19 protein-coding genes are annotated in these 24,118 nt (G+C 64.4%); 8 read left to right on the plus strand and 11 right to left on the minus strand.

Translation table 11 applies throughout. The features are described from left to right. The first annotated feature begins 17 nt into the window (after positions 1-17). Positions 18-5,945 carry an alkaline phosphatase D family protein gene (locus U5O12_RS01070; RefSeq protein WP_322576847.1) on the plus strand — a complete coding sequence of 1,976 codons (5,928 nt, stop codon included), beginning with the start codon at positions 18-20 and terminating at the stop codon, positions 5,943-5,945. 138 nt (positions 5,946-6,083) lie between these two features. Further along, a complete protein-coding gene (gene clpB / locus U5O12_RS01075; protein ID WP_322576848.1) occupies positions 6,084-8,681 on the plus strand; it encodes an ATP-dependent chaperone ClpB in 2,598 nt (865 codons plus the stop codon). A 74-nt stretch (positions 8,682-8,755) separates the two neighbouring features. On the opposite strand, the gene U5O12_RS01080 is transcribed toward clpB, so the two are convergent. The 5 genes from U5O12_RS01080 to U5O12_RS01100 form a co-directional block, all read right to left on the minus strand. Further along, entirely contained in the window at positions 8,756-9,115 is a 360-nt protein-coding gene (locus tag U5O12_RS01080) for a carboxymuconolactone decarboxylase family protein (protein WP_322576849.1), read from the minus strand. A gap of 185 nt (positions 9,116-9,300) precedes the next feature. After that, a complete protein-coding gene (locus U5O12_RS01085; RefSeq protein ID WP_322576850.1) occupies positions 9,301-10,050 on the minus strand; it encodes an ABC transporter permease in 750 nt (249 codons plus the stop codon). A gap of 7 nt (positions 10,051-10,057) precedes the next feature. Further along, positions 10,058-10,999: an ABC transporter ATP-binding protein gene (locus U5O12_RS01090; RefSeq protein ID WP_322576851.1), complete on the minus strand. Its 942-nt coding sequence runs from the start codon at positions 10,997-10,999 to the stop codon at positions 10,058-10,060. Further along, entirely contained in the window at positions 10,996-12,171 is a 1,176-nt protein-coding gene (locus U5O12_RS01095; protein WP_322576852.1) for an ABC transporter permease, read from the minus strand. The genes U5O12_RS01090 and U5O12_RS01095 overlap by 4 nt, the downstream gene beginning before the upstream one ends. An 8-nt stretch (positions 12,172-12,179) precedes the next feature. Then, the gene (locus U5O12_RS01100) at positions 12,180-13,109 is read right to left on the minus strand and encodes an ABC transporter substrate-binding protein (protein WP_322576853.1); all 930 of its coding nucleotides are present in this window, start codon (positions 13,107-13,109) and stop codon (positions 12,180-12,182) included. 116 nt (positions 13,110-13,225) lie between these two features. Between U5O12_RS01100 and U5O12_RS01105 the strand changes: the two genes are divergently transcribed. The 3 genes from U5O12_RS01105 to U5O12_RS01115 all read left to right on the plus strand — a co-directional run bounded on the left by U5O12_RS01105 (position 13,226) and on the right by U5O12_RS01115 (position 14,451). Continuing rightward, entirely contained in the window at positions 13,226-13,507 is a 282-nt protein-coding gene (locus U5O12_RS01105) for a DUF427 domain-containing protein (protein WP_322576854.1), read from the plus strand. A 37-nt stretch (positions 13,508-13,544) separates the two neighbouring features. After that, complete coding sequence (locus tag U5O12_RS01110; protein WP_322576855.1) at positions 13,545-13,850, plus strand: hypothetical protein; 306 nt, start codon at positions 13,545-13,547, stop codon at positions 13,848-13,850. A gap of 133 nt (positions 13,851-13,983) precedes the next feature. Further along, complete coding sequence (locus U5O12_RS01115) at positions 13,984-14,451, plus strand: glycine zipper 2TM domain-containing protein (protein ID WP_322576856.1); 468 nt, start codon at positions 13,984-13,986, stop codon at positions 14,449-14,451. An 82-nt stretch (positions 14,452-14,533) separates the two neighbouring features. Here the strand turns inward: U5O12_RS01115 and U5O12_RS01120 are convergent, their stop codons facing one another. The 4 genes from U5O12_RS01120 to U5O12_RS01135 form a co-directional block, all read right to left on the minus strand. Then, entirely contained in the window at positions 14,534-14,836 is a 303-nt protein-coding gene (locus U5O12_RS01120) for a putative signal transducing protein (RefSeq protein ID WP_322576857.1), read from the minus strand. Positions 14,837-14,935: 99 nt separating this feature from the next. Next, positions 14,936-15,850 carry a pyridoxal-phosphate dependent enzyme gene (locus tag U5O12_RS01125; RefSeq protein ID WP_322576858.1) on the minus strand — a complete coding sequence of 305 codons (915 nt, stop codon included), beginning with the start codon at positions 15,848-15,850 and terminating at the stop codon, positions 14,936-14,938. Between the two features lie 18 nt (positions 15,851-15,868). Next, positions 15,869-17,323, minus strand: a complete 1,455-nt coding sequence (locus U5O12_RS01130; RefSeq protein WP_322576859.1) for a hypothetical protein — start codon at positions 17,321-17,323, stop codon at positions 15,869-15,871. Beyond that, complete coding sequence (locus U5O12_RS01135; protein ID WP_322576860.1) at positions 17,320-17,748, minus strand: type IIL restriction-modification enzyme MmeI; 429 nt, start codon at positions 17,746-17,748, stop codon at positions 17,320-17,322. Before U5O12_RS01135 ends, U5O12_RS01130 begins: the two co-directional genes overlap by 4 nt. A 57-nt stretch (positions 17,749-17,805) precedes the next feature. On the opposite strand from U5O12_RS01135, the gene U5O12_RS01140 reads away from it, so the two are divergent. Then, positions 17,806-18,237 carry a PACE efflux transporter gene (locus U5O12_RS01140; RefSeq protein ID WP_322576861.1) on the plus strand — a complete coding sequence of 144 codons (432 nt, stop codon included), beginning with the start codon at positions 17,806-17,808 and terminating at the stop codon, positions 18,235-18,237. Positions 18,238-18,248: 11 nt separating this feature from the next. Then, a complete protein-coding gene (locus tag U5O12_RS01145) occupies positions 18,249-18,644 on the plus strand; it encodes a hypothetical protein (RefSeq protein ID WP_322576862.1) in 396 nt (131 codons plus the stop codon). 76 nt (positions 18,645-18,720) lie between these two features. Here the strand turns inward: U5O12_RS01145 and U5O12_RS01150 are convergent, their stop codons facing one another. After that, a complete protein-coding gene (locus U5O12_RS01150) occupies positions 18,721-19,377 on the minus strand; it encodes a LysE family translocator (RefSeq protein ID WP_322576863.1) in 657 nt (218 codons plus the stop codon). Between the two features lie 35 nt (positions 19,378-19,412). Beyond that, entirely contained in the window at positions 19,413-20,225 is an 813-nt protein-coding gene (locus U5O12_RS01155; protein WP_322576864.1) for a helix-turn-helix transcriptional regulator, read from the minus strand. Positions 20,226-20,320: 95 nt separating this feature from the next. Between U5O12_RS01155 and U5O12_RS01160 the strand changes: the two genes are divergently transcribed. Further along, complete coding sequence (locus U5O12_RS01160; protein ID WP_322576865.1) at positions 20,321-21,553, plus strand: MFS transporter; 1,233 nt, start codon at positions 20,321-20,323, stop codon at positions 21,551-21,553. Positions 21,554-24,118: the final 2,565 nt, after the last annotated feature.

Below are 24,118 nucleotides of genomic sequence, written 5' to 3' on the forward strand. Positions count from 1 at the left end.
TCAGAGAGGATTGCGCTATGCACTGGCTGTCACACGGTGTGGAGCAACTGATCACCGGTATCCGGGAAGAAGGCTATGCGCCTGAGGTTCTGGTCGTCGGGTCGGGTTACGGCGGCTCTGTCGCCGCTTTGCGTTTTGCCGAACATGGCCATAGCGTCGCCGTGCTGGAGCGCGGCTCGGAGTATGTGGCCGGCGAGTTTCCTACCGACTTTGGCCAGTTCGGCGGCTTTGTGCGCGCCGAGGTGGGCGGCAATGCCGAGCGCGCGCAGGGCCCTTCGGCTGTCGGCTACGAGGATGCACTGTTTGACTTTCGGGTGGGGACGCGTGCCACGGCCCTTGTCGGCAACGGCCTGGGTGGCGGCAGTCTGATCAATGCCGCTGTGGCGCTGCGCCCGGATGTGCGGGTGTTTCAGCAAGACGCCTGGCCCGAACCGCTGCGCGATGCCTCACTGGATGCCGATTACGCGCGCGCTGCACAGGTGCTGGAGGTGCAGTCGCCCCAGATGCAGCGCGCGTCGCCCGCTTGCGTGCCCCAGCACACGGCCAAGTACCAGCGGATGCAAGACATCGGGCAGGCTGCAGCAGAACGGTTTGGCAGTGCGCGCCTCAAGGTCAGCACCGAAGACGTGCCCTTGGCCATTGAATTTCGTGCTGGTGCCCCGCTAAGCCTGGGGCCGCGCGATGCGTGCGTGGGCTGCGGTGACTGTTGCTCGGGTTGCAACCACAACGCCAAGCTCAGCCTGGACAAGACCTACCTGCCGCGCGCTGCACAAGCCGGCGCACGCATGTTCACCGGCGTCAGCGTGTTGCATGTGCAACACCGCCCAGATGTGGCCCACCCCGGGCGGGATTGGGAGGTGCACTGCGTGCGCACCACCGAACGCGGCACCTGGGAACAGTCTTTCGATGCGCCTGAAGGCCCCCTGAACCGGGCGTACGAGTTTGTGCTGCGTACCGGCCGCGTCGTGCTCAGTGCCGGAACCTTTGGCTCCAGCGAAATCCTGCTGCGCTCCCGTGCGCACGGGCTGCCCGTGGCCCACAGCTGGTTGGGCAAAGGCATTTCTGCCAACGGCGATGACCTCAGCGCTGCCTACGACATGGACGACAAGGCCAACGCCGTGGGCGAGGGCAGTGGCGCGGTGCGTGCGGCGGATGCCAAGGTCGGGCCCACGATCAGTTCCGTGATCCGCTTTCACGACACACAAGACCACACCCAGAGCACCGTCACTGAAGACGGCGGCATTCCGGGCATGCTCGCGCCTATCGTGGGCGAGGCCTTGGCCACCCTGGGTGTGTTGCCCCAGTTGGCGCGATTCGGTGTGCGCCAATCTGGCCGGCGCGACCCCCTGGTTGCAGACCCGGTGCGCACGGCACGCAGCCTGGTCATGCTGGGTATGGGGCACGACAGCTCGGCCGGTCAGGCCCAGTTGGCCAAGCCGCAGTTGCGCATTGCCTGGTCTTGGGAGCAGGGGGCGCAAGACCCGGCCCCGGGCCTGCACCGCAGCCGGGCGGCCAGTGTCGAGGGGGGGGGGGCCGAGTTCTTGCCCAACCCCGCCAGCGGGGTGTTGCCCGACAAAATTGCCAGCGTGCTCAGTGGCCCCAAGGCCGAACCCAGCTGGATCACTGTGCACCCGCTGGGGGGATGCCGCATGGCCGCCTCGCCCGCGCACGGCGTAGTCAACCACCAGGGCCAAGTCTTCCTTCCCGATGGCAGCGTACACACCGGTTTGGTCGTGGTGGACGGCTCCGTCATCCCCACCTCGCTGGGGGTGAACCCCTTGCTGACCATCACCGCGCTGGCAGAGCGTGCCTGTCGCTTGCTGCTGCAAGACGAACCGGCCCGGGCACCGCAAGCACGCGCCTTGCCCCCACACCCGCCCATCGCCCCCACCGTGAAGGCTGAGCCCGATGCTCCCCACGGCGCGGTGCTGGCCGAGGTCTTGCGCGGTCCCTTGCAGCCTGAGCCAGAGGCCGTGCTGCCATCCTGGTGGCCCACGGGCACCACCCCACCCGCGGCAGCCTTGTTTCTGGAGATGGACGTTGCCGACTGGACCCGCTTGTGGCAAGACCCCAGCCACACCCTGCAGGCACTGCCGGGGAGTGCCACGGCGCGCAGCCTCACCGCCTCGCGGCTGGTGATTGACGCTGCACACGGTCCGTCCACGGTGCTGCATGTCACCGGCGGCACGGTGCAGCTGTTCCGCGCGGCGCCCGAGGGTTTGTTTGCGCGTGCCTCGCGCACGTTGCGTGCGGGCTTGACCTACGGAATCACCCGCTGGTACCCCGACAGCAAGCGGCCCAAGGAGGCGGGCGCCCCGAAGCAGAAACTGAAAGATCTGGTCTGGGATGGCCTCAAGCTGCTCTGGCACGCCAGTGCCGCACGCACCTTTGACTACCGGCTCACGCTCAGCGATGGCGAACGCAGCTGGTACCTGCAAGGTCGCAAGTTGATACAACCCGCCTTGGGCTGGAGCGAACTCTGGGCTTGGGGGCGTAACAAGTGGCAACACGGCGGTTGGCCTGCGCCGCAGCGCCGCAGTGTGTGGGACGAGCTCACACAACTCGATGTGCAACTCATGCAGGCCAAGGGAGGACGCGTGTTGGCCACAGGCCGCCTGACCATGGATGTGCCTGAAATGGTGCGCCGTATTGCGCCGCAAATGAAACCCGGCCCGGACACGGTCAACGCGCTGGCGGCCTTCATCACCTACCCGCTGACGATCCTGCGCTACGTGGTCAGCAGCCGCATGCTCGACTTCCGGCTGCCTGACTACCGCGCCGACCTGCCCGCCGTGGACCCGGTCACACTCCCTGACAACGGCGACTTTGAATTGACCGCCGACCAGTACCCGCCCATCCGTCTGCCCGACGGCCACAGTGTGCTGCCGCAGGCGCCGGTGTGCTTGACCGTACCGCTGCGCGCGGGGGAGGATGCGTCCGACCCCAAAACCGAAACCATCCGCATTGGCATGGTGCGCTATGCGCAGCCGCGAGTGGAATCCAGCGTCACCCCGCAGGGCTTGCGGCGTTTCGAATCCATCATCCTGCTCAACGGCTTTGCACAGAACACCTTGCCTTTTGTGGCCGAAGAGCTGGGCGAACGTGCATTGGCGGCCATGCTCTACGCCCAAGGCTGGGACGTGTGGCTGCTTGAATACCGTGTCAGCCCCTTCTTGCGTGCCTCTGCCCGGCTCTCCAGCATGGACGACATTGGGGCCTGTGATCTGCCAGCTGCGGTCAACCACGCACTCAGCGTATTGCAGGCCGAGCGCAGCGAGCCCGAGCTTCTGCCCGGCCAGCTCAGCGTGTTTAGCCACTGCGTGGGCTCGGCGTCCACCGCCATGGCCTTGCTGGGCGGGCACCTGATGCACGAGGCGGGCAAGCCCAAAGTGGCTGCCGTGCTGTTCTCACAGTTCCAGCCCTATGTGATTGGTTCTGTTACCGCGCAGATGCGCTTGCAGGTGGCCTCGCTCATGGTCAATGCGCTGGGTCTGGAGTACGTGAACTTTGCTGCGGGTACGGCCCAGGCGGACGGTCTGCACGCACTCATGGACCGCCTGTTTGCCAGCTTCCATTACGACGAGGCCGAGCGCTGCCCGCACGAACACGACCTGCGTGTGCACCAACCCGACAGCACCTCTTGCAAGCGCATGGCCGGTTTCCTGAGCCGCCTGTTCCGCCACGACCAGCTGATTGAAAGCCAGTCCGGCCGCCCCGGCACCCACGAGAAGCTGGACCTCTACTTTGGCCGCACCAACCTGGGCGTGTTTTTGCACGGCGCCAAGTGCGTGGAGTACGAACACCTGGTGGACGCCGACGGCCAGAACATCTATGTGACCGACGAAAACGTGCGCCGCTACCTGGGCATGCCCGTCATGCTGCTGCATGGCGCGGACAATGTCTTGTTCGACAAGGAATCCCTGCACGAAACCCAGCGGCAGTTCAGCCGCGCCTTTGGCGGCCAGCGGCTGGCCACCGGTCTCGACCGCTTTTTGGTCGCCCCGGACCATGCCCACTTCGACTGCACCATTGGCAAACGTGCGCCCGAGGTCATCTTTGCAGAGGTGGTGGACTTCTTCAATCAAGCCCAGGCCGCAGACCTGCCCGAACCCGCCACGCAAAACCGCCTGCGTGCCCGTCTGCCACGCACCGGCCCGCTGAGCGGTTGGGTGCGGCGCGAGGGGGCAGATACGGTGCTGCGCGTGTGGATGGAGGTGGACAACTCCCAGGCCGACACTGCGGTGGCAGCCATGACGCTGCTCTCGGTCGGGCGCCAGCGTACGGTGCAAGCCTGGCCACTTGTCAGCAGCCCGCTCGAAGGACTGGTGGGAGTGGCGCAGGATGCATCGCCAGACCAGAGCATTGTGTATGCGGTGGCAGACCTGCGGGTACCTGCCGAATGGCAAGGTGCCATCACCGTGGCCATGGTGAGCCTGCACCGCATTGCGGCCGACGCACCCACCGATACCACGGCCCAGACGCTGCATTGGCCCACGCTGTGGGGGGCACCCGTTACGGTAGACGATGTGGCCCACAGCGCCGGGCGCAGCCCGGTGCCCGCGGTTCCACTTTCGGCAGAGGCCGCGCATGCGGACTACCGACACACCCTGGCCCAAGCCCAAGGGGCTGCAGGTTGGGAGCTAGCCCCCACCACAACTGCCGTGCCCCATGCGGTGGGCCATGGGTCGCTACAGCCCTTGCCATTGGCGCTGACCCTGGCCGACGCGGTAGCCCTGTTGCGCCCCTTGGCCGCCCTGGTGCGCGAGGAGCGTGCCATAGCTTTGCGTGCGCAGCCCGGCACACTCTCACGCCAGCGCCGCAGCCTGCGCTGGATGCGCGATTGCGTGCTGCGCCTGCAGGGCCAACTGCTCACTCCGCAGGCCGGCCTGCGCTTTGTCGCTGCCACCTGTCGCCACCCCGGCATTACCGAGCTGGAGGCAGCCCGCAGTGACCACACCTTGCAGCAATTGGCCGTGCGCCAGCGGCAGGCGCCAGCGTCAATGATGTGGATGCTGGGCGACCAGATCTACGCCGATGCACGCGCCGGCCTGGCCTCCAGCGCCTCACCCATCGAGTCACTGCTGCCGCGTTACCGTGAGGCCTTTGGCTCGCCGGGCTTCCGGCAACTGGCGCGGAGCCTGCCGCTCTACATGGCCATGGACGACCACGAGATTGCCGACAACTGGAGCCGTGACGAAGAGCGCCTGAGCGTTGCGCGCGCGGTACTCACACGCAACGCCCTGAGTGCCTTTGCCGCGTTCCAACGCGCCCATGGCCCGGCCCCGCTGGGGCCGCAGGGGCACGACGGAGCGGTGTCGCACGAAGCAGCGGCATTTCTTTCGCTCAATACCCGCGTGCACCGCAACCGCGCGTTGGGCACCGAACGCCGCTTGCTGGAACCCGGCCAGTGGCCGGTGCTGGAGGCCTGGCTGTTGCAGGAGCAGGCGCGCGGCCACCATGCCAAGTTCATTGCCACCGGCGCGGTGCTGGCACCGGGGTTGGTGCAGGGGCTGGGTCGGCCTTCGCCGCGGTCGACCGATAACTGGCAGTTTGCCGAAGGCGACCGCCAGCGTGTGCTGGACTTTATCGCTACGCAGCGCATCAGCAATGTGGTCTTCCTGTCGGGCGACTACCACTGCGCAGCCAGCGCCACCATTACGTTCAGCCACAGCCCGGTCAAGGCCTATGCACTGGTGACGCCGCCGCTGCATGCGCCGCTGCGCTTTGCGAACGTGGCCGCCAGCGATGTGCTGGCACAAGAGACCGTGCCGCTGGCAGGCGGCAGTGCGCAGATTGAGGCGCAGGCCTGGAATGGCGACGGTTGGCTGGAGTGCGAATTGGTGCCACTGCCCGGTGGGGGCCAGCAGTTGCGCGCCAGCTTCACCATGCGCCGTTTTGATGTGGCTACGCCGGACCAAGTGCAGCTTGACTGGACCTTGGGCTGAGCGCGTTGGGGATTAGCCCGGCGTTTGATGTGGGTCAAACTCCGGGCTATTGCCTGCTGGCGCCCGGGCACTGGCCTTGAAATGGAGCACCATGGCCCCAAGCTGGGGAGCATCTGAATCACAGTCGCGGGAGCAGCAATGCGAATCGAAAAACTTACTACCAAATTCCAGGAAGCCCTGAGCGAAGCCCAGAGCCTGGCCTTGGGCAATGACAACCAATACATCGAGCCCGTGCACTTGCTGGCGGCCATGATCCGTGTGGACGATGGCCCCAAGGCGCTGATGAACCGCGCTGGCGTCAATGTGGCCGGTTTGCTGGCCTCCGCCGAGGCCGCCATCAAGCGCCTGCCCCAGGTGCAGGGGCACGAACAGGTGACGGTGGGCCGCGACATGGTGAGCCTGCTGCAAGCGGCCGAGAAGGAATCCATCAAGCGTGGCGACCAGTTCATCGCGGGCGAGCTGTTCTTGCTGGCGCTGGCCGACCACAAGGGTGACGCAGGCAACCTGGCCCGCGCCAACGGCCTGACCCGCAAGAGCCTGGAGGCCGCCATTGAGGCCGTGCGCGGTGGCCAGAACGTGGACAGTGCCGACGCCGAAGAGCAGCGTGAGTCGCTCAAAAAATACTGCATCGACCTCACCGAGCGCGCCCGCTTGGGCAAGCTCGATCCGGTGATTGGCCGCGACGACGAGATCCGCCGCGCTATCCAGGTGCTGCAGCGCCGTACCAAAAATAACCCCGTGCTGATTGGCGAACCCGGTGTCGGCAAAACCGCGATTGTGGAGGGCTTGGCCCAACGCATCGTGGCCGGCGAGGTGCCCGACAGCCTCAAGGGCAAGCGCGTGCTGAGCCTGGACATGGCGGCCCTGCTGGCCGGTGCCAAGTTCCGCGGCGAATTTGAAGAACGCCTGAAGAATGTGCTCAAAGACCTGGCCAAGGACGAAGGCCAGACCATTGTGTTCATCGACGAGCTGCACACCATGGTGGGTGCTGGCAAAGGCGAGGGCGCCATGGACGCTGGCAACATGCTCAAGCCCGCGCTGGCGCGCGGCGAGCTGCACTGCGTGGGCGCCACCACGCTGGACGAATACCGCAAGTACATCGAAAAAGACGCCGCGCTGGAGCGTCGCTTCCAGAAGATTCTGGTGGGCGAGCCGACCGTGGAGGCCACCATCGCCATCCTGCGCGGCCTGAAAGAGCGCTATGAGGTCCACCACGGTGTGGACATCACCGACCCGGCCATCGTGGCCGCGGCCGAACTGTCCAACCGCTACATCACCGACCGATTTTTGCCCGACAAGGCCATTGACTTGATCGACGAAGCCGCCAGCAAGATCAAGATCGAACTGGACTCCAAGCCCGAGGTCATGGACAAGCTCGATCGCCGCCTGATCCAGCTGCAGATCGAGCGCGAAGCCGTGAAGCGCGAGAAAGACGAAGCCTCGCTCAAACGCCTGGAGCTGATTGACGAAGAGATCCAGTCCTTGCAAAAGGAAATTGCGGATCTGGATGAAATCTGGAAGGCAGAAAAAGCCACGGCCCAGGGCAGCGCCCAGGTGCGCGAAGAGATCGACAAGCTACGCACCCAGATCGAGGGACTGACCCGCAAGGGCGACCTGGCCAAGGTGGCCGAGCTGCAATATGGCAAGCTGCCCGAGCTGGAAAAGCAGCTCAAAGAGGCGCAGGAAAAAGAGGCTGGCAAGTCCAAAGGCGGCGAAGGTGCTACACGCCAGCTCTTGCGCACCCAAGTGGGGGCTGATGAGATTGCTGAGGTGGTGAGCCGTGCCACCGGCATCCCGGTCAGCAAGATGCTGCAGGGCGAACGCGACAAGCTGCTGCAAATGGAAGACAAGCTGCACGACCGCGTAGTCGGGCAGGACGAGGCCATTGCCGCTGTTGCCAACGCCATCCGCCGTTCACGCTCGGGTCTCTCTGACCCTAACCGCCCCACCGGCTCATTCCTGTTCCTGGGCCCCACGGGCGTGGGCAAGACCGAGCTGTGCAAGGCGCTGGCCGGCTTCATGTTCGACAGCGAGGAGCACCTGGTGCGCATCGACATGAGCGAATTCATGGAGAAGCACAGCGTGGCCCGCCTGATTGGCGCGCCACCCGGCTACGTAGGGTACGAGGAGGGCGGCTACCTGACCGAAGCTGTGCGCCGCAAGCCCTACAGCGTGCTGTTGCTGGATGAGGTGGAAAAAGCCCACCCCGATGTGTTCAACGTGCTGCTGCAAGTGCTGGACGACGGCCGCCTGACGGACGGCCAAGGCCGCACCGTGGACTTCAAAAACACGGTCATCGTGATGACCAGCAACATCGGCAGCCAGCTCATCCAGAGCATGGTGGGGCAGGACTACGAGGATGTGAAAGAGGCCGTGACCGGTGAGCTGAAGAACCACTTCCGCCCTGAATTTTTGAACCGCATCGACGAGACCGTGGTCTTCCATTCGCTGGACGCCGCCAACATCGCGTCGATTGCCAAGATCCAGCTCGCCACCCTGATGGGTCGCCTGGCCAAGATGGACCTGACGCTGCAAGTGAGCGATGCCGCTGTGGCCGAGCTGGCCAAGGTGGGTTTCGATCCGGTGTTTGGTGCGCGGCCCTTGAAGCGCGCCATCCAGCAGCGCATTGAGAACCCGCTGTCCAAGCTGCTGCTGGAAGGCAAGTTCGCGCCTAAGTCCACCATCAAGGTGGGCGTGGACCCCATCCTCGCGCCGGGGCAGTTCAGCTTCGCCTAAAAACTGGTACCCGCCAATGAAAAGCGCACCGTCTCCGGTGCGTTTTTTTTGGTGGTTAGCCTGGGCTGACTGCTTCAGGCCGCTACGGGCGCAGGCGCCATGCTGTCCCAGGCCGCACCTGCCTCGGCGGCGTACATCAGGGCGGGGCCGCCGCCCATGTAGACACACACGGCCAGCATTTCATCCAGCTCGGCGCGGGTGCAGCCCAGCTTGTGCAGTGCCTTGATGTGAAAGCCGATACACCCCGAGCAATGCTGGGTGATACCAATGGCCAGCGCCATCAGCTCCTTGTGCTTGGCGCTCACGGCGCCCTCGGCCATGGCTGCTTTGGCGAGTTGCCCAAAGCCTTGCAGCGCGTCGGGCTGCGCCTTGCGCAAGGGGCCCAGGTTGTCGTTGATGTTCTTGATCAGGGTGCTGTGGTCAAAGCTGCTCATGCGGTGCTCCGGGGCTGAAAACCTCACTGTAGGCAGACAGCGACCAGGGTGCCTTGACCCGGCGCAAACAGGCTGCGATTGCCGTCAAGTTGGCTTGCAGAACGCACGATTTGGCATCGAAATGGCATCCAGGCCCGGTGGATATTGCGCGAGCAGCTATTGAATGTATAGCGATTTGCGGGCCCTCAGCCTTGCCACTGCACGCGCCGCGTCAACCGCTCAAACGCCATGTCGGCCGCCACGGCCAGCAGGCCCACCAGCACGGCGCCTTGCAGCACGTAGGCGGTGTTGAAGCCGGAGAGGCCCACGATGATGGGCGAGCCCAGCGTTTTGGCGCCCACGGTGGAGGCTATTGCCGCGGTGCCGATATTGATGATGACGGAAGTGCGCACGCCGGCCAGCCACAACGGCAGGGCCAGTGGCACCTGCACTTGCCACAGCTGCTGCCAGGGCGAGAGGCCCATGGCGCGGGCTGACTCTTGCACTGGCCGCGGCACCGACTCCAGCCCGGCCAGGGTGGCTTGCAGCACCGGCAGCAAGCCAAACAGCGACAGCGCCAGCAGCGCGGGCAGTTCACCAAAACCCACCACGGGCACCGCCACGGCCAGCACCGCCACGGGCGGAAAGGTCTGGCCCATGGCGGCGATGGTTTCCAGCAGCGGGCGGAAGGCCCGACCTGCGGGCCGCGTGGCGGCCAGGCCAGCGGTGGTGCCCAGCAGCACTGACACCGCGCTGGACAGTAGCACCAGCCCCAGGTGCTGCCACAGCAAGCCGGCCAGCGGCTCCTGCAGGTAGACCGGACGCGGCAGCGCGGGGAAGAGGGCGGCAAACAGCGGCTGGCTGTGCGGCAGGCCATAGGCCAGCGCCAGTAGCAGCGCCAAGGTCCACAGCAAGCGGTCGGCCCACCAGGCGGGGGGCGGGTGTGAGGTGTTCACCTCAGCGTTAGCCACGGTGCTGCGCTTCCAGCAGATCGGCCGCGCGCACCTGGCCCAGCACCTGCCCGGCAGCACCTACCACGCGCAGCGTGGACACCGCCTGCGCTGCCATGTGCGACAGGGCCTCGCGCACCGTGGCGGTGTCGGTAATCTGCGCCATGGGCGTGGGCTCGGTGAGTGGCTGCACCAGCGGCGCAATGGGCCGCAGCGACAGCAGCTTGAGCCCGCGGTCGGCGCGGCCCACAAAGTCCGCCACAAAGTCGTTGACCGGCGTAGCCAGCAGCTCCAGTGGTGTACCTACTTGTTCGATGCGGCCCTGGCGCAGCAGCACGATGCGCGTGGCCAGCAGCAGGGCTTCGTCGATGTCGTGCGTGACCAGCACAATGGTTTTGCCAGACGCCTGGTGCACGCGTTTGAGCTCCAGCTGCAGCGCCGCGCGCGTCACCGGGTCCAATGCGCCAAAGGGTTCGTCCATTAGCAGCACATCGGGGTCGGCCGCCAGTGCGCGTGCCACGCCCACCCGCTGCTGCTGCCCGCCCGACAGCTGGTGCGGGTAACGGTTGCGGTACTGCGCGGGCTCCATGGCAAACAGGGTCAGCAGCTCGGTCACGCGCGCCTCAATGCGCTCCGCGCTCCAGCCCAGCAGCTGCGGCACGGTGGCAATGTTGCGCGCCACCGTCCAGTGCGGGAACAGGCCCACCGACTGGATGGCATAGCCCATGCGCCGGCGCAGGTCCAGCACGTTGAAGCTGTAGATCTCTTGCCCGTCCAGCAGAATGCGGCCACCGTCATGGTCCACCATGCGGTTGACCATCTGGAGCGCGGTGGACTTGCCCGAGCCCGAGGGCCCGATGAGCACCAGCAGCTCGCCACGGGCAATGGTGAGCTGCAGGTCGGAGAGGGCGGGTGTGCCGCCGTAGGACTTGCTGGTGTGGTCAAACGTGATCATGCGGCGGGGGCCTCCAGCAGCGCGGTCAGCGCCTTGAACAGGGCATCGGCTAGCACGGCCAACAAGACAATCGGCAACACGCCCAGCATCACCAGCTCATTGGCCGCGCTAAACAGGCCGTCAAACATGATTTGCCCCAAGCCCCCCGCGCCCACCAGCGCGGTCACTGCGGCCAAGCCCGTGGTCTGCACCACTGCCGTGCGCAGGCCGATGAGCAACACGGGCAGCGCCAGCGGCAGTTCCACTTGCCACAGCACCTGCCAGGGCGCCATGCCCATGGCGCGCGCCGCGGTAGTGGCCGCAACAGGCACCTGCTCCAGCCCGGCCAACGTGGAGCGGACGATGGGCAACAGCGCATACAGCAGCAGCGCCAGCACCGCAGGCGCCAGGCCCACGCCGCTGATGCCCATTTGCCCCAGCAGCGGCGCGTTGGCAGCGGCCCAGGCCAGCGGCGCCATCAGCAGGCCAAACAGGGCGATGGAGGGAATGGTCTGGATCACATTGAGCACGGGAAACAGCGCCTGGCGCAGCCATGGCGTGCGCGCCATGGCCCAGGCCAGCGGCACGCCAATACCTACGGCTGGCACCGTGGACAGCAGCACGATCTGCAGATGGCGCAGCACGGCGGCGCCAAACACATCGCTGTGGTTGGCGTACTCTTTGGCGATGGAGAGCTCTTGCCCAACTCCAGTTGTGGCCAGTACAGCCAGCAAGGGCAGGGCGGTGGCCGTGAGCACGGCCAGGCGTGCCAGGGCGCCTAATCGCAGCCGTGTCACCGCATCCAGTGCCGCCAGCCAAGCCAGGCTCGCCAGCGTCCAGAAGCCGGCGCCGAGTGCGGTGCGGTGCAAGGGCGATTCGGTGTGCGCCACTAGCTGGGCGTGTGCGCCTGCCAGTAGCCACAGCCCGGCCAGCGCGGCTGCCATGGCCGTTAGCACCAGTGCGTGTGCGGTGCGGCGCTGGGCCTGCAGCGTGGCGAAGAGCACCACCACCATCAGCGCGACGGCCAGCCAGGCTCTAGGGCTCTGCAGTACGTCGGCCAGATAAACGGGCTCGCCCGACAGCAGGCGGTTGGGCGCCACCCGCACAAAGGGCAGGGCCCAGGCGGCAGCCAGTGCCAGTGCGGTGCACAGCGCCAGCACCGGGTTGCAGCGCTGGGTAGGCGCGTCCGCCACGGTGGCGCTTATTTCAGGAATCCCTTGCTCTGCAAGAAGGTGCTGGCCACCTTGCGTGGGTCTTGCCCTTCGAGCTGAATGCGGGCGTTCAGCATTTGCAGCGTGGGGCCGTCCAGCGCCTTGAAGATGGGGGCCAGCACCGTGGCAATGGCCGGGTGCTGCTTGAGCACCTCTTCACGCACCAGCGGTGCGGGCGCATACACGGGCTGCACGCCCTTGGGGTCTTCCATCACCACCAGGCCCAGCGCGGCTACCGGGCCGTCGGTGCCATAGGCCATGGCGGCGTTCACCCCCGAGGTCTTTTCGGCTGCAGCCTTGATGGTGGCCGCCGTGTCGCCCCCGGCCAGCACCAGCGCCTGGTCGGCGCGCAGCTTGAAGCCATAGGCCGCCTGGAAGGCGGGCATGGCGTCGGCCCGCTCCATGAATTCGGCCGAGGCCGCCAGCTTGAACGTGCCGCCCTTGGCTATGTAACGACCCATGTCGTCCAGCGTGCGCAATTTGTTGGCGCTGGCCACATCGCGGCGCACGGCAATCGCCCAGGTATTGTTGGCATTGGCCGGTTCCAGCCAGACGATTTTGTTCTTCTCCAGGTCCATTTTCTTGGCCAGCTCGTAGCCCGCGCGCAGGCTCTTCCAGGCCTTGTTGCCCTCGTCGCCCAACATGAAGGCGCCGTTGCCGGTGTACTCGGGGTAGAGGTCAATCTCGCCGGCCATCAGGGCCGTGCGCACCACCTTGGTATTGCCCAGCGCCACCTTGTTTTCGGTCTTGATGCCCTTGGCCTCCAGTGCCAGCACGATGATGTTGCCCAGCAGCTTGCCTTCGGTGTCGATCTTGGAGCCAACGCGCACGGGGCTATCGGCCTGTGCGCCCCAGCTGGCTAACAAACCGGTGGCCAGCACGAGCAGGTGGCGGCGCAAAAACAAGGGAGAAGTACGCATGGCAAAGCCTTTCAAATGAGGGCACAGGATAAGCGAAAGCGATTGCCCCCGGTAGCACTCAGTTGCCCTGCGTTGTGGTGCAATGGGAGCTTACGAATGTGACCCAGGAGCATGCAATGAAAGCCATTTGGAACGGAACCATCATCGCCGAAAGCGCAGACACCTTGCTGGTGGAAGGCAACCACTACTTTCCTGCCAGCAGCCTGAACCGCGACTACGTGCAGTTCAGCAACCACAAAACCAGCTGCGCCCGGAAAGGCCAGGCCAGCTACTACTCGCTGATGGTGAATGGCGAGATGAACATCGACGCCGTCTGGTACTACGCCGACCCCAAACCCGAGGCCGATATGGTGCGCGATCGGGTGGCGTTTTGGAAGGGTGTGCAGGTAACTGCCTAAGCCATCTCAACAAGCAATTTTTGAAGGGAGAACAACTATGACAAACCAAGACACGCCCCACAACGGAGACTTTGCGTCATTCTTGGAGGCAAAGGCCAAAAATACGCCTTTGGCGGAAGCTGCCCCCGCCACAGTTGCTGCCGGCACTATATCGGCCGCGGAGCCCTCCACGCGGCGGCGCCAGACGATCGACGATGTGCTGGTGCACGGCGAAGACCCCAGCGACGAGTTTGTGGAAGAGTGGAGCGAGCTGAACAACCTGCCCGAAGTTTCCGACGAAGAGCTGGCGCAGCAGGCACTGAACGCGCCCGGCGCCGACGGCGATATCAATACGCCAGAGTGAGTTCTGGGCACTGATGGCGGTGGCGTTGTAGGAAATTGCCTACGCCATGTCGAGATTTTGTCCTCTGGTTGAAGCGGCGCAGACCGGCCAAACTGCAGTTGTGATTTTTTCAATCACGACAGAAGGACACACTATGAACTCGCACGCTATTCAAGCCAAACACCACTTCATTCCTCGCATGCACCCACTGGTTGCTGTCGCTGCCGGTTCGGTGGTGCTGGTGAGTCTGCTGGGCGCAGCCGCCATCACAGGCATTCTTCCCAGCTCCAATGCCAATGTGCCAGCGGCCATTGCGGTAAGCGCCCCGGCGGACGTGAAGCCACTGCCTGCCGCGACTGCTCAGCAGAAAACTGCAAGCCAAAAGGCACCCACTCAAAAGTCGTCAACCCAGGTGGCATCCGCTTCCACGGCACCCGCACAACCCGCCGCCGCGCCGGCCCAGCAGAACAGCGCTATCGGTATCGGCATTGGTGCTGTTGTTGGCGGCGCGCTGGGTAGCCAAATTGGCAGTGGCGACGGCAAGACCCTGGCCACCATCGCAGGTGCGGTGGGGGGTGGCTACATTGGCAATGAAATTGCCAAGAAAAACGCGGCTCCCTAAGCCTCTCTCCGTTCCATAACAACACAGGCCTTCGGCGTCATGCGCTGAAGGCCTGTGGTGCGTTGTGCAGCTGCCAAAGTGGCTACCGGGGCATCCACGCACCGCAGTTCCAGCACTGCTCAAACCCGCCTTCCACCCGCTCGCCGCATACACATACCCAGCGCCGTTGCGGAACGTGCTGCAGGTGGTGCAGCAGTTCCCGCGCCGCGGCTTCCTGTTCCGGGTGGCGAATCCACACCTCGGGCAGGCATTGATCAGGTGGCAGTTCGCCCACCGCACTGCCCAGGTATTGCCGCTGCACACTCGCCTCAATCCCCTCCGCCTGGAGCGCGTCTGCCCACAGCGTTGCGATTTGCAGATTGGGAGCTTGGGTCATGCGTGGCATGTATATCTGGGATTATGGATAAAAAGTGCCTCTAGCACCCGTGGAATATGCGCGAGCAGCTACTATTTTTATAGTAACTAGCCTGCGCAGGTTCCGGTTTCAGGCCCCTCGCCACTGGCGAATTTGCTCCACCGTGGCGGTAGCGCCGCCGCACACGATGAACAGCACGTTGCGGTAGGGCGCCAGCGCGGCGTGGGCTTCGTAGGCCAGCGCCAGGCCTGCACCGCAGGCCGGTTCCACCAGCACACGGTGGTCGGTCAAGAAGCGTTCACACGCATCCAGCGCACTCGCGTCGGACACCCGCACACTCTGCACCGGGCGCTGCTGCGTCCACTGGAACGCCTGTTCGCACACGCGCTTGGCGCCGAGTGACCCGGCAATGCTGGTGATGGCGTCCAGCCCCACCGTGTGACCCGCCTGCATGGCCGCGTGCAGCGACGCGGCGCCGTCTGTCTCCACCGCAATGATGGGCACACTGCCCCAGCCATTGCGCGCCATGCCTTCGGCCACCCCCGACATCAGGCCACCACCGCCCACCGACAACACCACCGCATCGGGCACCAGGCCCGCCTGCGCCACTTCGTCCACCATGCTGGCATGGCCGGCCCACAGCAGCGGGTCGTCAAACGGATGCAAAAACGCGTCGTCCGGCCCCACCAGCGACAGGGCCAGTTCATTGGCCTCTTGCCACGACGCACCATGCACGATCACGTCCGCATCCTCTTGCCGCAGCAGCTCTTGTGCCCGCGCCGTGGTGGTCTGCGGCACCACCACCGTGACGGGAATGTTCAGCATGCGCCCCGCATACGCCACCGCCATGCCGGCGTTGCCGCCGGACGACGACACGAAGCGCTTGGCGCCCCGTTGTGCGTGTAGCTGGCAGGCGTGGCCGATGCCGCGAATTTTGAAACTGCCTGGGGGCTGCAGGGCTTCCATCTTGAGCCAGACTTGGCGTTGGGCCAGGAGGCTTAGGGGGCGGGATTCCAGGAGAGGTGTTTGGAGGTGTAGCGGCATGGTTCTAATGATGCTTTTTCAACCCAAATCTTCGGGACTTGGTTTCTGAATCGGCTGAATGGGGTGCTCCAGCGTGTAGTAATCAATATAAAAATCTGCCGCCCCACACATAGCCAAGATCATTCGGTTGATCAAAACCCGCAGTGACTTGTTTTCTCGTACTACCTTGGTGAATTCACGTCGCTCAATAACGCCTCCGTGGGCCGCGCGATTTCTACCTTCCCTCCAAGCACGGGTCTCTACCGAACCCATTTCTATGTTGAGCTCTCCCAGAAATCGCTTCATCAGTATGGACTGAGGAGCTGAATTCAGAGAGTCCAATTTATTGCGGAGGATGGTTTCCAGTTCTTCGGTCAGGCCAACTTTTTCGAGTTCAGCAACCAACTGCTTTTGAAGTTCCTTCCACGTTTTTTTATCTAAAAGACTCTTCGAATTTGCGTCATGGAATGTGAAATATGTCGTTTGCAGCCTCTCTATTACCGCTGCAAAGTGGACGGCAGCAATGTGTGCAGGTGCTGCCATACCGTGCCAATATCCCCACAGGGCGCTTCGTAACCCGTATTTGTCATAACTCTGGAAGATTGACTCAGCGACACGTTGTAACGAATCGGGTGAAATCCACCATTGGCGTTGCATATCAAGTGGAGCAGGCGGTTGCGCAACCAATTTAGTCGCTGCACCACCTAACGTGGCTGGGCTGATTGCCTCCAGCTGGATCAGGTCCCATTTTTCATTGAAACTTGAATGCCCGAGGTATACAAGGTACTGTCCCAGAGCAAACGAAAGTGCACCGCGTAGCTTCTCGCGAAATGATGCGTCAGGGCATCCCTTGTAAAGGATGTACCCCGGCATTTCAATGTTCGCAATAGACTTTTTATGGAGTGTGCCAACGAATATATCCATGCCGTCTATACGAAGGTGTGCACAAGCTAGACTAGATGAGCGGCTCTCCACCGACGCATTCATCGAGATTTCAAAATCATCAGCACGGAATTTATTAGATATGGTTTCCGTATCTGTCGAATCCACAATATGGGGCCAGTGGTAAGCATTGGGAACGCTTTCAAGCCAGTCCATCGTGTATGCAGACTCACCGACCCTCGCCGAAGTCCAGGTTAGCGCGTGAATGGACGAAGTTTCTGTGGTTTGACCACCAGTTTCTGTGCTTGTGTAGGTTCTGCGCAGGCCCTGTGGCACTAGGCCAACTGCAGTTGCCGTGCCCAAATATTCGTTTTTAAAAGTGATCTGATTCGTTAACTCTTGCACGGTCCCCAAAGGTGGGTGAGTTGCAGTAGACCTACTATTGTTGCCTGAGGTCGTTTCGAGAATGAGGTTTAGCTCAGCATCGCGTCTGATGGTGAAGCTTGAAATTGGGCCGTGAAGTGGTCCCCAGTCTGCAATTGAGCAGTGTTTCGACTGAACGATCTCGCTGAAGCATTCCCATTCGATTGGGTGCTGAAACTGCTGATTCACGCCTGTCCCCTCCAGATGTCATGTTTTTGCTTCGCTGGTGCCAAAGCTTTCAATGTTTCCAGAATGCGGGGCAGGCTTTGCTTCTGGGGGCCACGGCCCTCGGCAGAGGGTAGGGCGCGGGCGCGCAAGAGGCCGTCGTCAAAGCCTTTGGTGGCGGGGCTAGCCTTGACTTTTTTGGCCTCTAAAACAAAGTGGCCTTGGCGGTAGCAATCAATGCGGCCCGCGCTGGTGCTGCCGTCGCCGTGGCTAAAGGTGATGGGCCGCTCAAACATGTAGTCCAGCTCATGCGTGGGCGGGGCCACACCGATCAGGGCGCACAGCTCAATGAGAAAGCTTTGTGCGGTGGAGAGTTCAGAGGCGGTTTTGCCGGTCCAGCGGGCAATGAATTGCGAGGCTGCGGCTTGGTTGGTGTGGTGTTCTCCCATGCAGAAGATGATAGCGGCGTGCTTTTGCGAGATCCCGACCCCTTACCATGCACCCCCATGTCTCCCCTTCAACGTCGCATTCTCCAAGCCGCCCTGTACGAAAGCATTGCCATCGCGGTGGTCACGCCCACGCTGGCGCTGGCCTTCTCCCATCCCCCTGGTTCGGCCTTTGCGCTGTCTGCCGTCATGTCCAGCATTGCGCTGGCGTGGAACTACATGTTCAACAGCCTGTTTGAGCGCTGGGAGGCGCGGCAGACGGTGAAAGGGCGCTCGCCCGCGCGGCGGTTCGCACATGGCATCGGGTTCGAGGGCGGGCTCGCCATCATCCTGGCGCCGGTAATGGCCTACTGGCTGGACATCACCCTGTGGGCCGCGCTGGTGGCGGACTTCGGGTTGCTGCTGTTTTTCTTTGTCTACACCGTGGGCTTCACCTGGGCCTTTGACAAAATTTTCGGGCTGCCTGCGTCGGCCCAACCATCATCGACCTGAAGGAGTAAGCCATGCAAGGGATTGCCAACGCCTTGAAGTGGATCATGCTGGTGTCGGGCCTGCTGACCTGCACCATGTTCTATGCCGCCATCGACCCGCAGGGCGCGCTGCGCCAGACCTTTGGCACTACGCTGGAGGGGCCGCTGGCCAACATCGTGGTGCGCAACTGGGGCGTGCTGATTACGCTGGTGGGCGTGCTGTTGATCTACGGCGCCTACCGGCCCGCCAGCCGCCCGCTGGTGTTGGTTGTGGCCATCGTCAGCAAGCTGGCCTTTGTTGGGCTGGTGCTGGTGTATGGCCAAGCGTATCTGGGGACGGCTGGGCTGGCCGTTGGCTTTGACCTGGTGGTGGTGGGCCTGTTCATCGCGGCCCTGCTGCACATGCGCAAAGCGCCGTTGCAGCGCTAAATAAGCATCAAATAGGCCTCTAGACCCCGTGATATATGCGCGAGTAGCTTCTGTTTTTATAGCAATGTGCGGCCGCTCAGGCGGCCACCTTGTTCTTCAGGCGCAGCAGGCTCAGGCCCAGCAGCACAAACAGACCGCCCGAGACGCGGTTGAACAAACGCTGCTTGCGCGGGTTGGCCAGCTGGCCTTTGAAGAGGCGCGCCACCACCACATAAAACAAATGCGACAGCAATGACATCACCACAAAGGTGCAGGTCAGCACCGCCACTTGCTCCAGCACTGGCGCATCGGCGGTGATGAACTGCGGGAACAACGCCGAGAAAAACAAGATGGCTTTGGGGTTGGTCAGTGCCACGCCCATGCCTTGGCCATAGAGCCGGCGGGTCATGGCTTTGTCGGCCGGCGTGCCCGCCTCTGGGGTGGCCCCAGCGGCCGCAGCAAATGACACCGTTTGGCTGCGCCACTGCCTGATACCCAGGTAAATCAAATACAAGGCACCGGCCACCTTGAGCACCGTAAACGCCAAGGCCGATACCGCCAGGATGGCACCCATGCCGGCCATGGCCACGCCCGAGATGATGAACAGGCCCGTGGCATTGCCCAGCGAGCTGGCCACCCAGTCCCGCTTGCCATGCGCCATGGCGTTGGACACCGCCAGCAGCACACCTGGGCCGGGGCTGAAGGTGACCAGAAACGCGACGCCACAGAAGACCAGCCAGTTGGAGAAGTGCATGAAGATGTCCTTTGAAACGATGGAAGCTGCCGGGCTCAGCCAGTGACCTTGAAATGGCTGGGTGCCTTGCCCATGCTTTGCTTGAACATGGCAGAGAACGCGCTGTCGCTGGCGTAGCCCGCAGCCGCGGCCACCTGGGCAATGGGCACGCCACGCGCCAGCTGGGGCAGGGCGTGGGCCAGCACCGCCTGGGTACGCCATTGTTGGTAGCTGGTGCCCAGTTCGTCGCGGAACAGGCGGGCCACGGTGCGTTCGCTGGCGCCCACGTCTGCCACCCATTCCTTGAGTTGTGATTTTTCGGCCGGGTCGCGCAGCACGGCTTCGCACAGGGCGCGCAGGCGCTTGTCGCCGTGTTCGGGGTGGGGCATGGGCACACCCAGGGCCTGCGTGTCCGAGCGGGCCATCCCGTCGGCCGTTAGGGCCATGAGGGCGTCGTCCCGCGGGCCGGGCTCGCTGCCCTCCAGCGCATGCACCAGTTCGCGCAGCAGCTTGCTCACCACCAGCACACGGCACTCGGTCCAGCTGGCGGGCAGCACGCTGGGGTCCACGTCCACCGTGCGTAGCTCAGCGGTTTCCAGCACCACCACGTTGTGCTGCACGTGGGGCGGAATCCACACCGCGCGGCTGGGCGGCACGATAAAGGTCATTTGCCGTTCACCCTGTGTCACCGTCACCTGCATGAGGCCGCTGGCGCAGTAGGTGAACTGCGACCAGGGGTGCTGGTGGGGTTCGATGTGCGCGTCCATGGCCAGCGAGCGGGAACGGCTGCGCACCGGGCGCTGGGCCGTGGGGGGGCGCTGGGCCGAGGTGTCAAACGACACAGGTTGGAGCGGTGCCTTGCGTTTCATGGGCGTTGATCGTTGGGTCAGGTTTGGCGGAATTTCGACAATTATTGTCTTTTTGTCGTAATCAAGAAGTCGCGCCCGACCGTACGATGCCGCTCATGACCAGCGCAACCCTCACCACCGCCCCCGCCGCACCTTCCGTTCCCATCAAGCAAGACGCCACCGTGATTGGCCTGGTGGGCCTGGCCCATGCCAGTTCGCACTTTGGCCACCTGATCTTGCCGCTGCTGTTTCCGGTGTTCATGCAGGAATTCGGGTTCAGCTATTCGCAGCTGGGGCTGCTGATGACGGCTTTCTTCGTGGTCTCGGGTGTGGGCCAAGCCTGCGCAGGCTTTGTGGTGGACCGCTTTGGTGCGCGCCCGCTGATGTTCATGTCGCTGAGCCTGTTTGTGGTGGCCTGTGTGATCGCCTCGTTGGCGACTGGCTACCTGGGCCTGATGCTGGTGGCCGTGCTGGCAGGGCTGGGCAATGCCACGTTTCACCCGGTGGACTTCACCATCCTGAACCAGCGCGTGTCTGCGCCGCGTTTGGGTTACGCCTTTAGCGCCCATGGCTTGAGTGGCAATTTGGGGTGGGCATTGGCGCCCGTGTTCTTTGCGGGCCTGGGCGCGCTTATCGGCTGGCGGCAGACGTACCTGGCCGCTGCGGTGTTGTTTGTGGTGGTGATTGGGGTGCTCGCCTCGCAGCGCCAGCACCTGCTCACCACCGTAGCCCGCAAGCCAGAGCCAGTGGCGGGCGGACCCAAGGCCGAGCACAACATGGCCTTCATGAAGCTGCCGGTGGTGTGGTGGTGCTTTGGCTTCTTTTTGCTCTCCACCATGACGCTAGCCGTGGTGCAGAGTTATGCCGTGTCCATCCTCAAGGCCATGCACGGCGTGAGCTTTGAGGCGGCCACTTACACCATTTCGTCGTACATGCTGTGCGGCGCGGTGGGCATGTTCATTGGCGGCTTTGTGGCGGCCAAGTCCCAGCATTCCGACCGCGTGGTGGCCTGGGCCATGGCGGCCGGTGCGGTGCTGCTGGCCCTGTGTGGCACCGGCTGGCTGGGGGGCACCGGCACCATGGTGGTCTTGGCCATTACCGGCTTTGCAGTGGGCATTGGCGGCCCCTCGCGCGACATGATGATCAAGAAGGCCACGCCCAAGGGCGCAACAGGCCGCGTCTACGGCCTGGTGTATTCGGGCCTGGACACCGGCTTCGCCATTTCGCCGGTTGTCTTCGGCGTGTTTATGGACCGCGGCTGGTATGGCGCCACGCTCATAGGCGCGGCCCTGGTGCTGTTGCTCAGCGTGGTTGCGGCGCTGGGTGTGGGGTTGCGTACCGCCAAGTAAACCGCACGATATCCCGCAGCGGCGGGATCAGCAGCGTAAAGCCCGCGGATGCGGGCTTTCGCTTTCTGCTATCTAAACCCCGTTTCGGCCTGCACCTTATCGATTTGATGCAGGAGAAATGATGGAAACGGTGAACACATTGCATGTGGTCTACGGCCTGGGCGGCACCTGTGCTGCCTTGTTGGGCGATTGGTGTTGGCTGGTGGCGGGAGGATTTAAATGAGAGCTCGGCTTGGGGGCTGCTGGCCCTCTTTCGATGCTCGACGATTGGCCTTGGGTGGTTGGGCGTCTGAGTCGGGCGCAAAGGGGCTGCTGCGGCTGGAGGGCCTGTTCCGGGCGAGGCACCGCCGACAGTCAGCGGAGGCAGTCACGCTGGCGCTGTGGCCTACGCGTGGGGTGTGGGTGTTTTGTGCAGTGGCAAGGGTGCCGCCGGTGGGGCGTGTGGTGTGGTGGTGGTGTCCTGGGGGTTTGCGGGGTCGCTGGGTCGAGATGTGGGCGGCGGTGAAAACTTCGTGCGGCGGATTGGGTGGTGTTTGTGTTCGGGCTGCCGCGGGGGGTGGAACTTTGGGTCGACGGTCCGCGGTGTGTTGCGTGTGGGTGGGCAGGGGTGGGCGGGCGTGTCAGGACTGGCTTAAAAGGTCCGTGGGAGGTAGAAGAGTGGGCGAGGCGCCTGGGACGAAAGGGGCCGGTGGAAGACCAGGAAGAAAGCTGGGCGGTGGCGTAGGGCTTCAAGTGTGGGCGATGGGGTGGTCGGCGCCCTCGCTCGTTGACGGGCTGGGCTGGCGCCTGGGGCGGTCGTGGTGGAGGGGTGGGCGGGTGGGCGTGGGGCGATGACGGTGATGTTTGTGTGCCGTGGTGGCTTGCCGGAGAGAAATGGGACCCATTGGGATGGGTGTGGCGCCGCCGCGCCGAGGGCGGAAATGGAAGGGGGGAAACGGGCCCCGCGGCGTGCGGTGCGGCTTGGGTGCGGTGATGCTGTGCTGCGGGGGTGGTGGTGATGAGTGGGTGAGTGGTGTTTGGGGCGTGGGCCCGGCCTGTCGGTGCTGTCTTCGCTCGGAGGTTTTGCGGCCGTGTGGCGCCCCGATCGGGGAGCGGGGGAGGTGGTGGTGGCGGTGCTGGGGAGATGGGTGTGGGGGTGGAGGCCGGTGCGGCGGGCCCCCCGCCGGCCGCAGGAGGGGGGCGCGGCGCGCGGGCGGGCTGGGGGTGGGCGTGTGTGGGGTGCTGGGGTGGGGCCGCCGGCCCCCTGGCACCTTCGGCGGGGGCTGGTCGGGGTGCGTGTGGGCCGGAAGCGGGGGGGGGTGGGAGGTGTGGGCGTGGGGGGGAAATGCGAGAACGTGGCCACGGTCGCGCCGTGTGGGCCGCGGGGGTGGTGGGACGGGGGGTCTTGGGTGCCGTGGGTGAGGATGAAGGCGGTCGGTGTTGGTTTGGCGTGGCGGGCTGTGGTTCCCGTGCGCGGGGGTGGCGGGGGAGGAGCTCGTAAGGGAGAGGGGGCAGAAAGAGGGCAAGGTCGGGGTGGAGAGGGGAGGGCGATGTGGTGGGTCGGCGGCGTGGTGGCGGGAAGTAGGGGTGGCGGGAGGCGCTCGGGGCGGGGGGGAGTCGGGTGGCGACTGCCTCCGTCACTGGTGGTGCGGGTGTTGTCCGTGGTGGTGTGCGATTGGTGTGACGGCGAGTGTTTCTGGCGATGATGGATGGTGGAGGCGCGCGCGGAGCCCCATGAAGTGGCGTTGCTTTTGCTGGTGGCGCTGCTCGTGGTGGTCACGGTCCGCTGTGCCGTTTCTTTGGTGGGGCGGGGGGTGGCCCGTGGTAGCTCCTGCTTGCTTGCTGGTGTGCTGTCCCACTTGGGGCGTGTCGGGGAGGGTGGCCGGCGTGAGCGTGTGGGATGTGTTGCCGGGCGGGGTGGGGGGGGGCGATGTGGATGGTTGTGTGGAAGCCGGCCCCCCGGCCCGCGGCGGTGTTGGGCGCTGCGTGGCAGTGGCGGCGGCCTGGCGATGACGCGGGGCCGCAGCTCGGCGGCCAAGAAGGTGAGATCGAGCCGTGGTGGCCAAGAAGGGTGCCGCGCAGCCGTGGGGCATGGAGTGCGTGCCGAGGCGCCCGCTGGAGGGCGCGGTGGACGCGGCGAAGGTGGAAGCAGGCCCTGGGGTGTGGAGCGGAGGGGCGGGGCGCCGGGCCGTGGTGATGGGGCAGGTGTGGGATTGGGAGCTAAGGACATGTGGGCGGTATCAGGAACGGTTTGGCGGCTGCGCGATGGGCATAAGAGGTGATGTCTGGCGACAAGGGCCGCTGGCCGAGCCGGGTGGACGTTGGCGAGCCACGAAGACGCGGGTGGGCGAAGGCGGTGGAGTGGGCGGGTGGCGTGGCGGCCGATGTGGCGTGGCATGAAGGGCGGCGGCAAGAGGCCGGAATATGGTGGACGGCCCCGGTGGGAGATGTGGAGAGGCAGGCGTGTGTGCACGCGGTTCGTCGCTTGCGACGGTGGCGTTTTCGCCTTCGGCCTTTTGTGGCCTCGAGTTGGCGGCCTAATGTGTGGCGGGCGCCTGGCTTTTGTCGGCCGTGATTTTAGGTTGT

Source organism: Rhodoferax sp. (assembly GCF_034519335.1).
Lineage (GTDB): Bacteria > Pseudomonadota > Gammaproteobacteria > Burkholderiales > Burkholderiaceae_C > Allorhodoferax.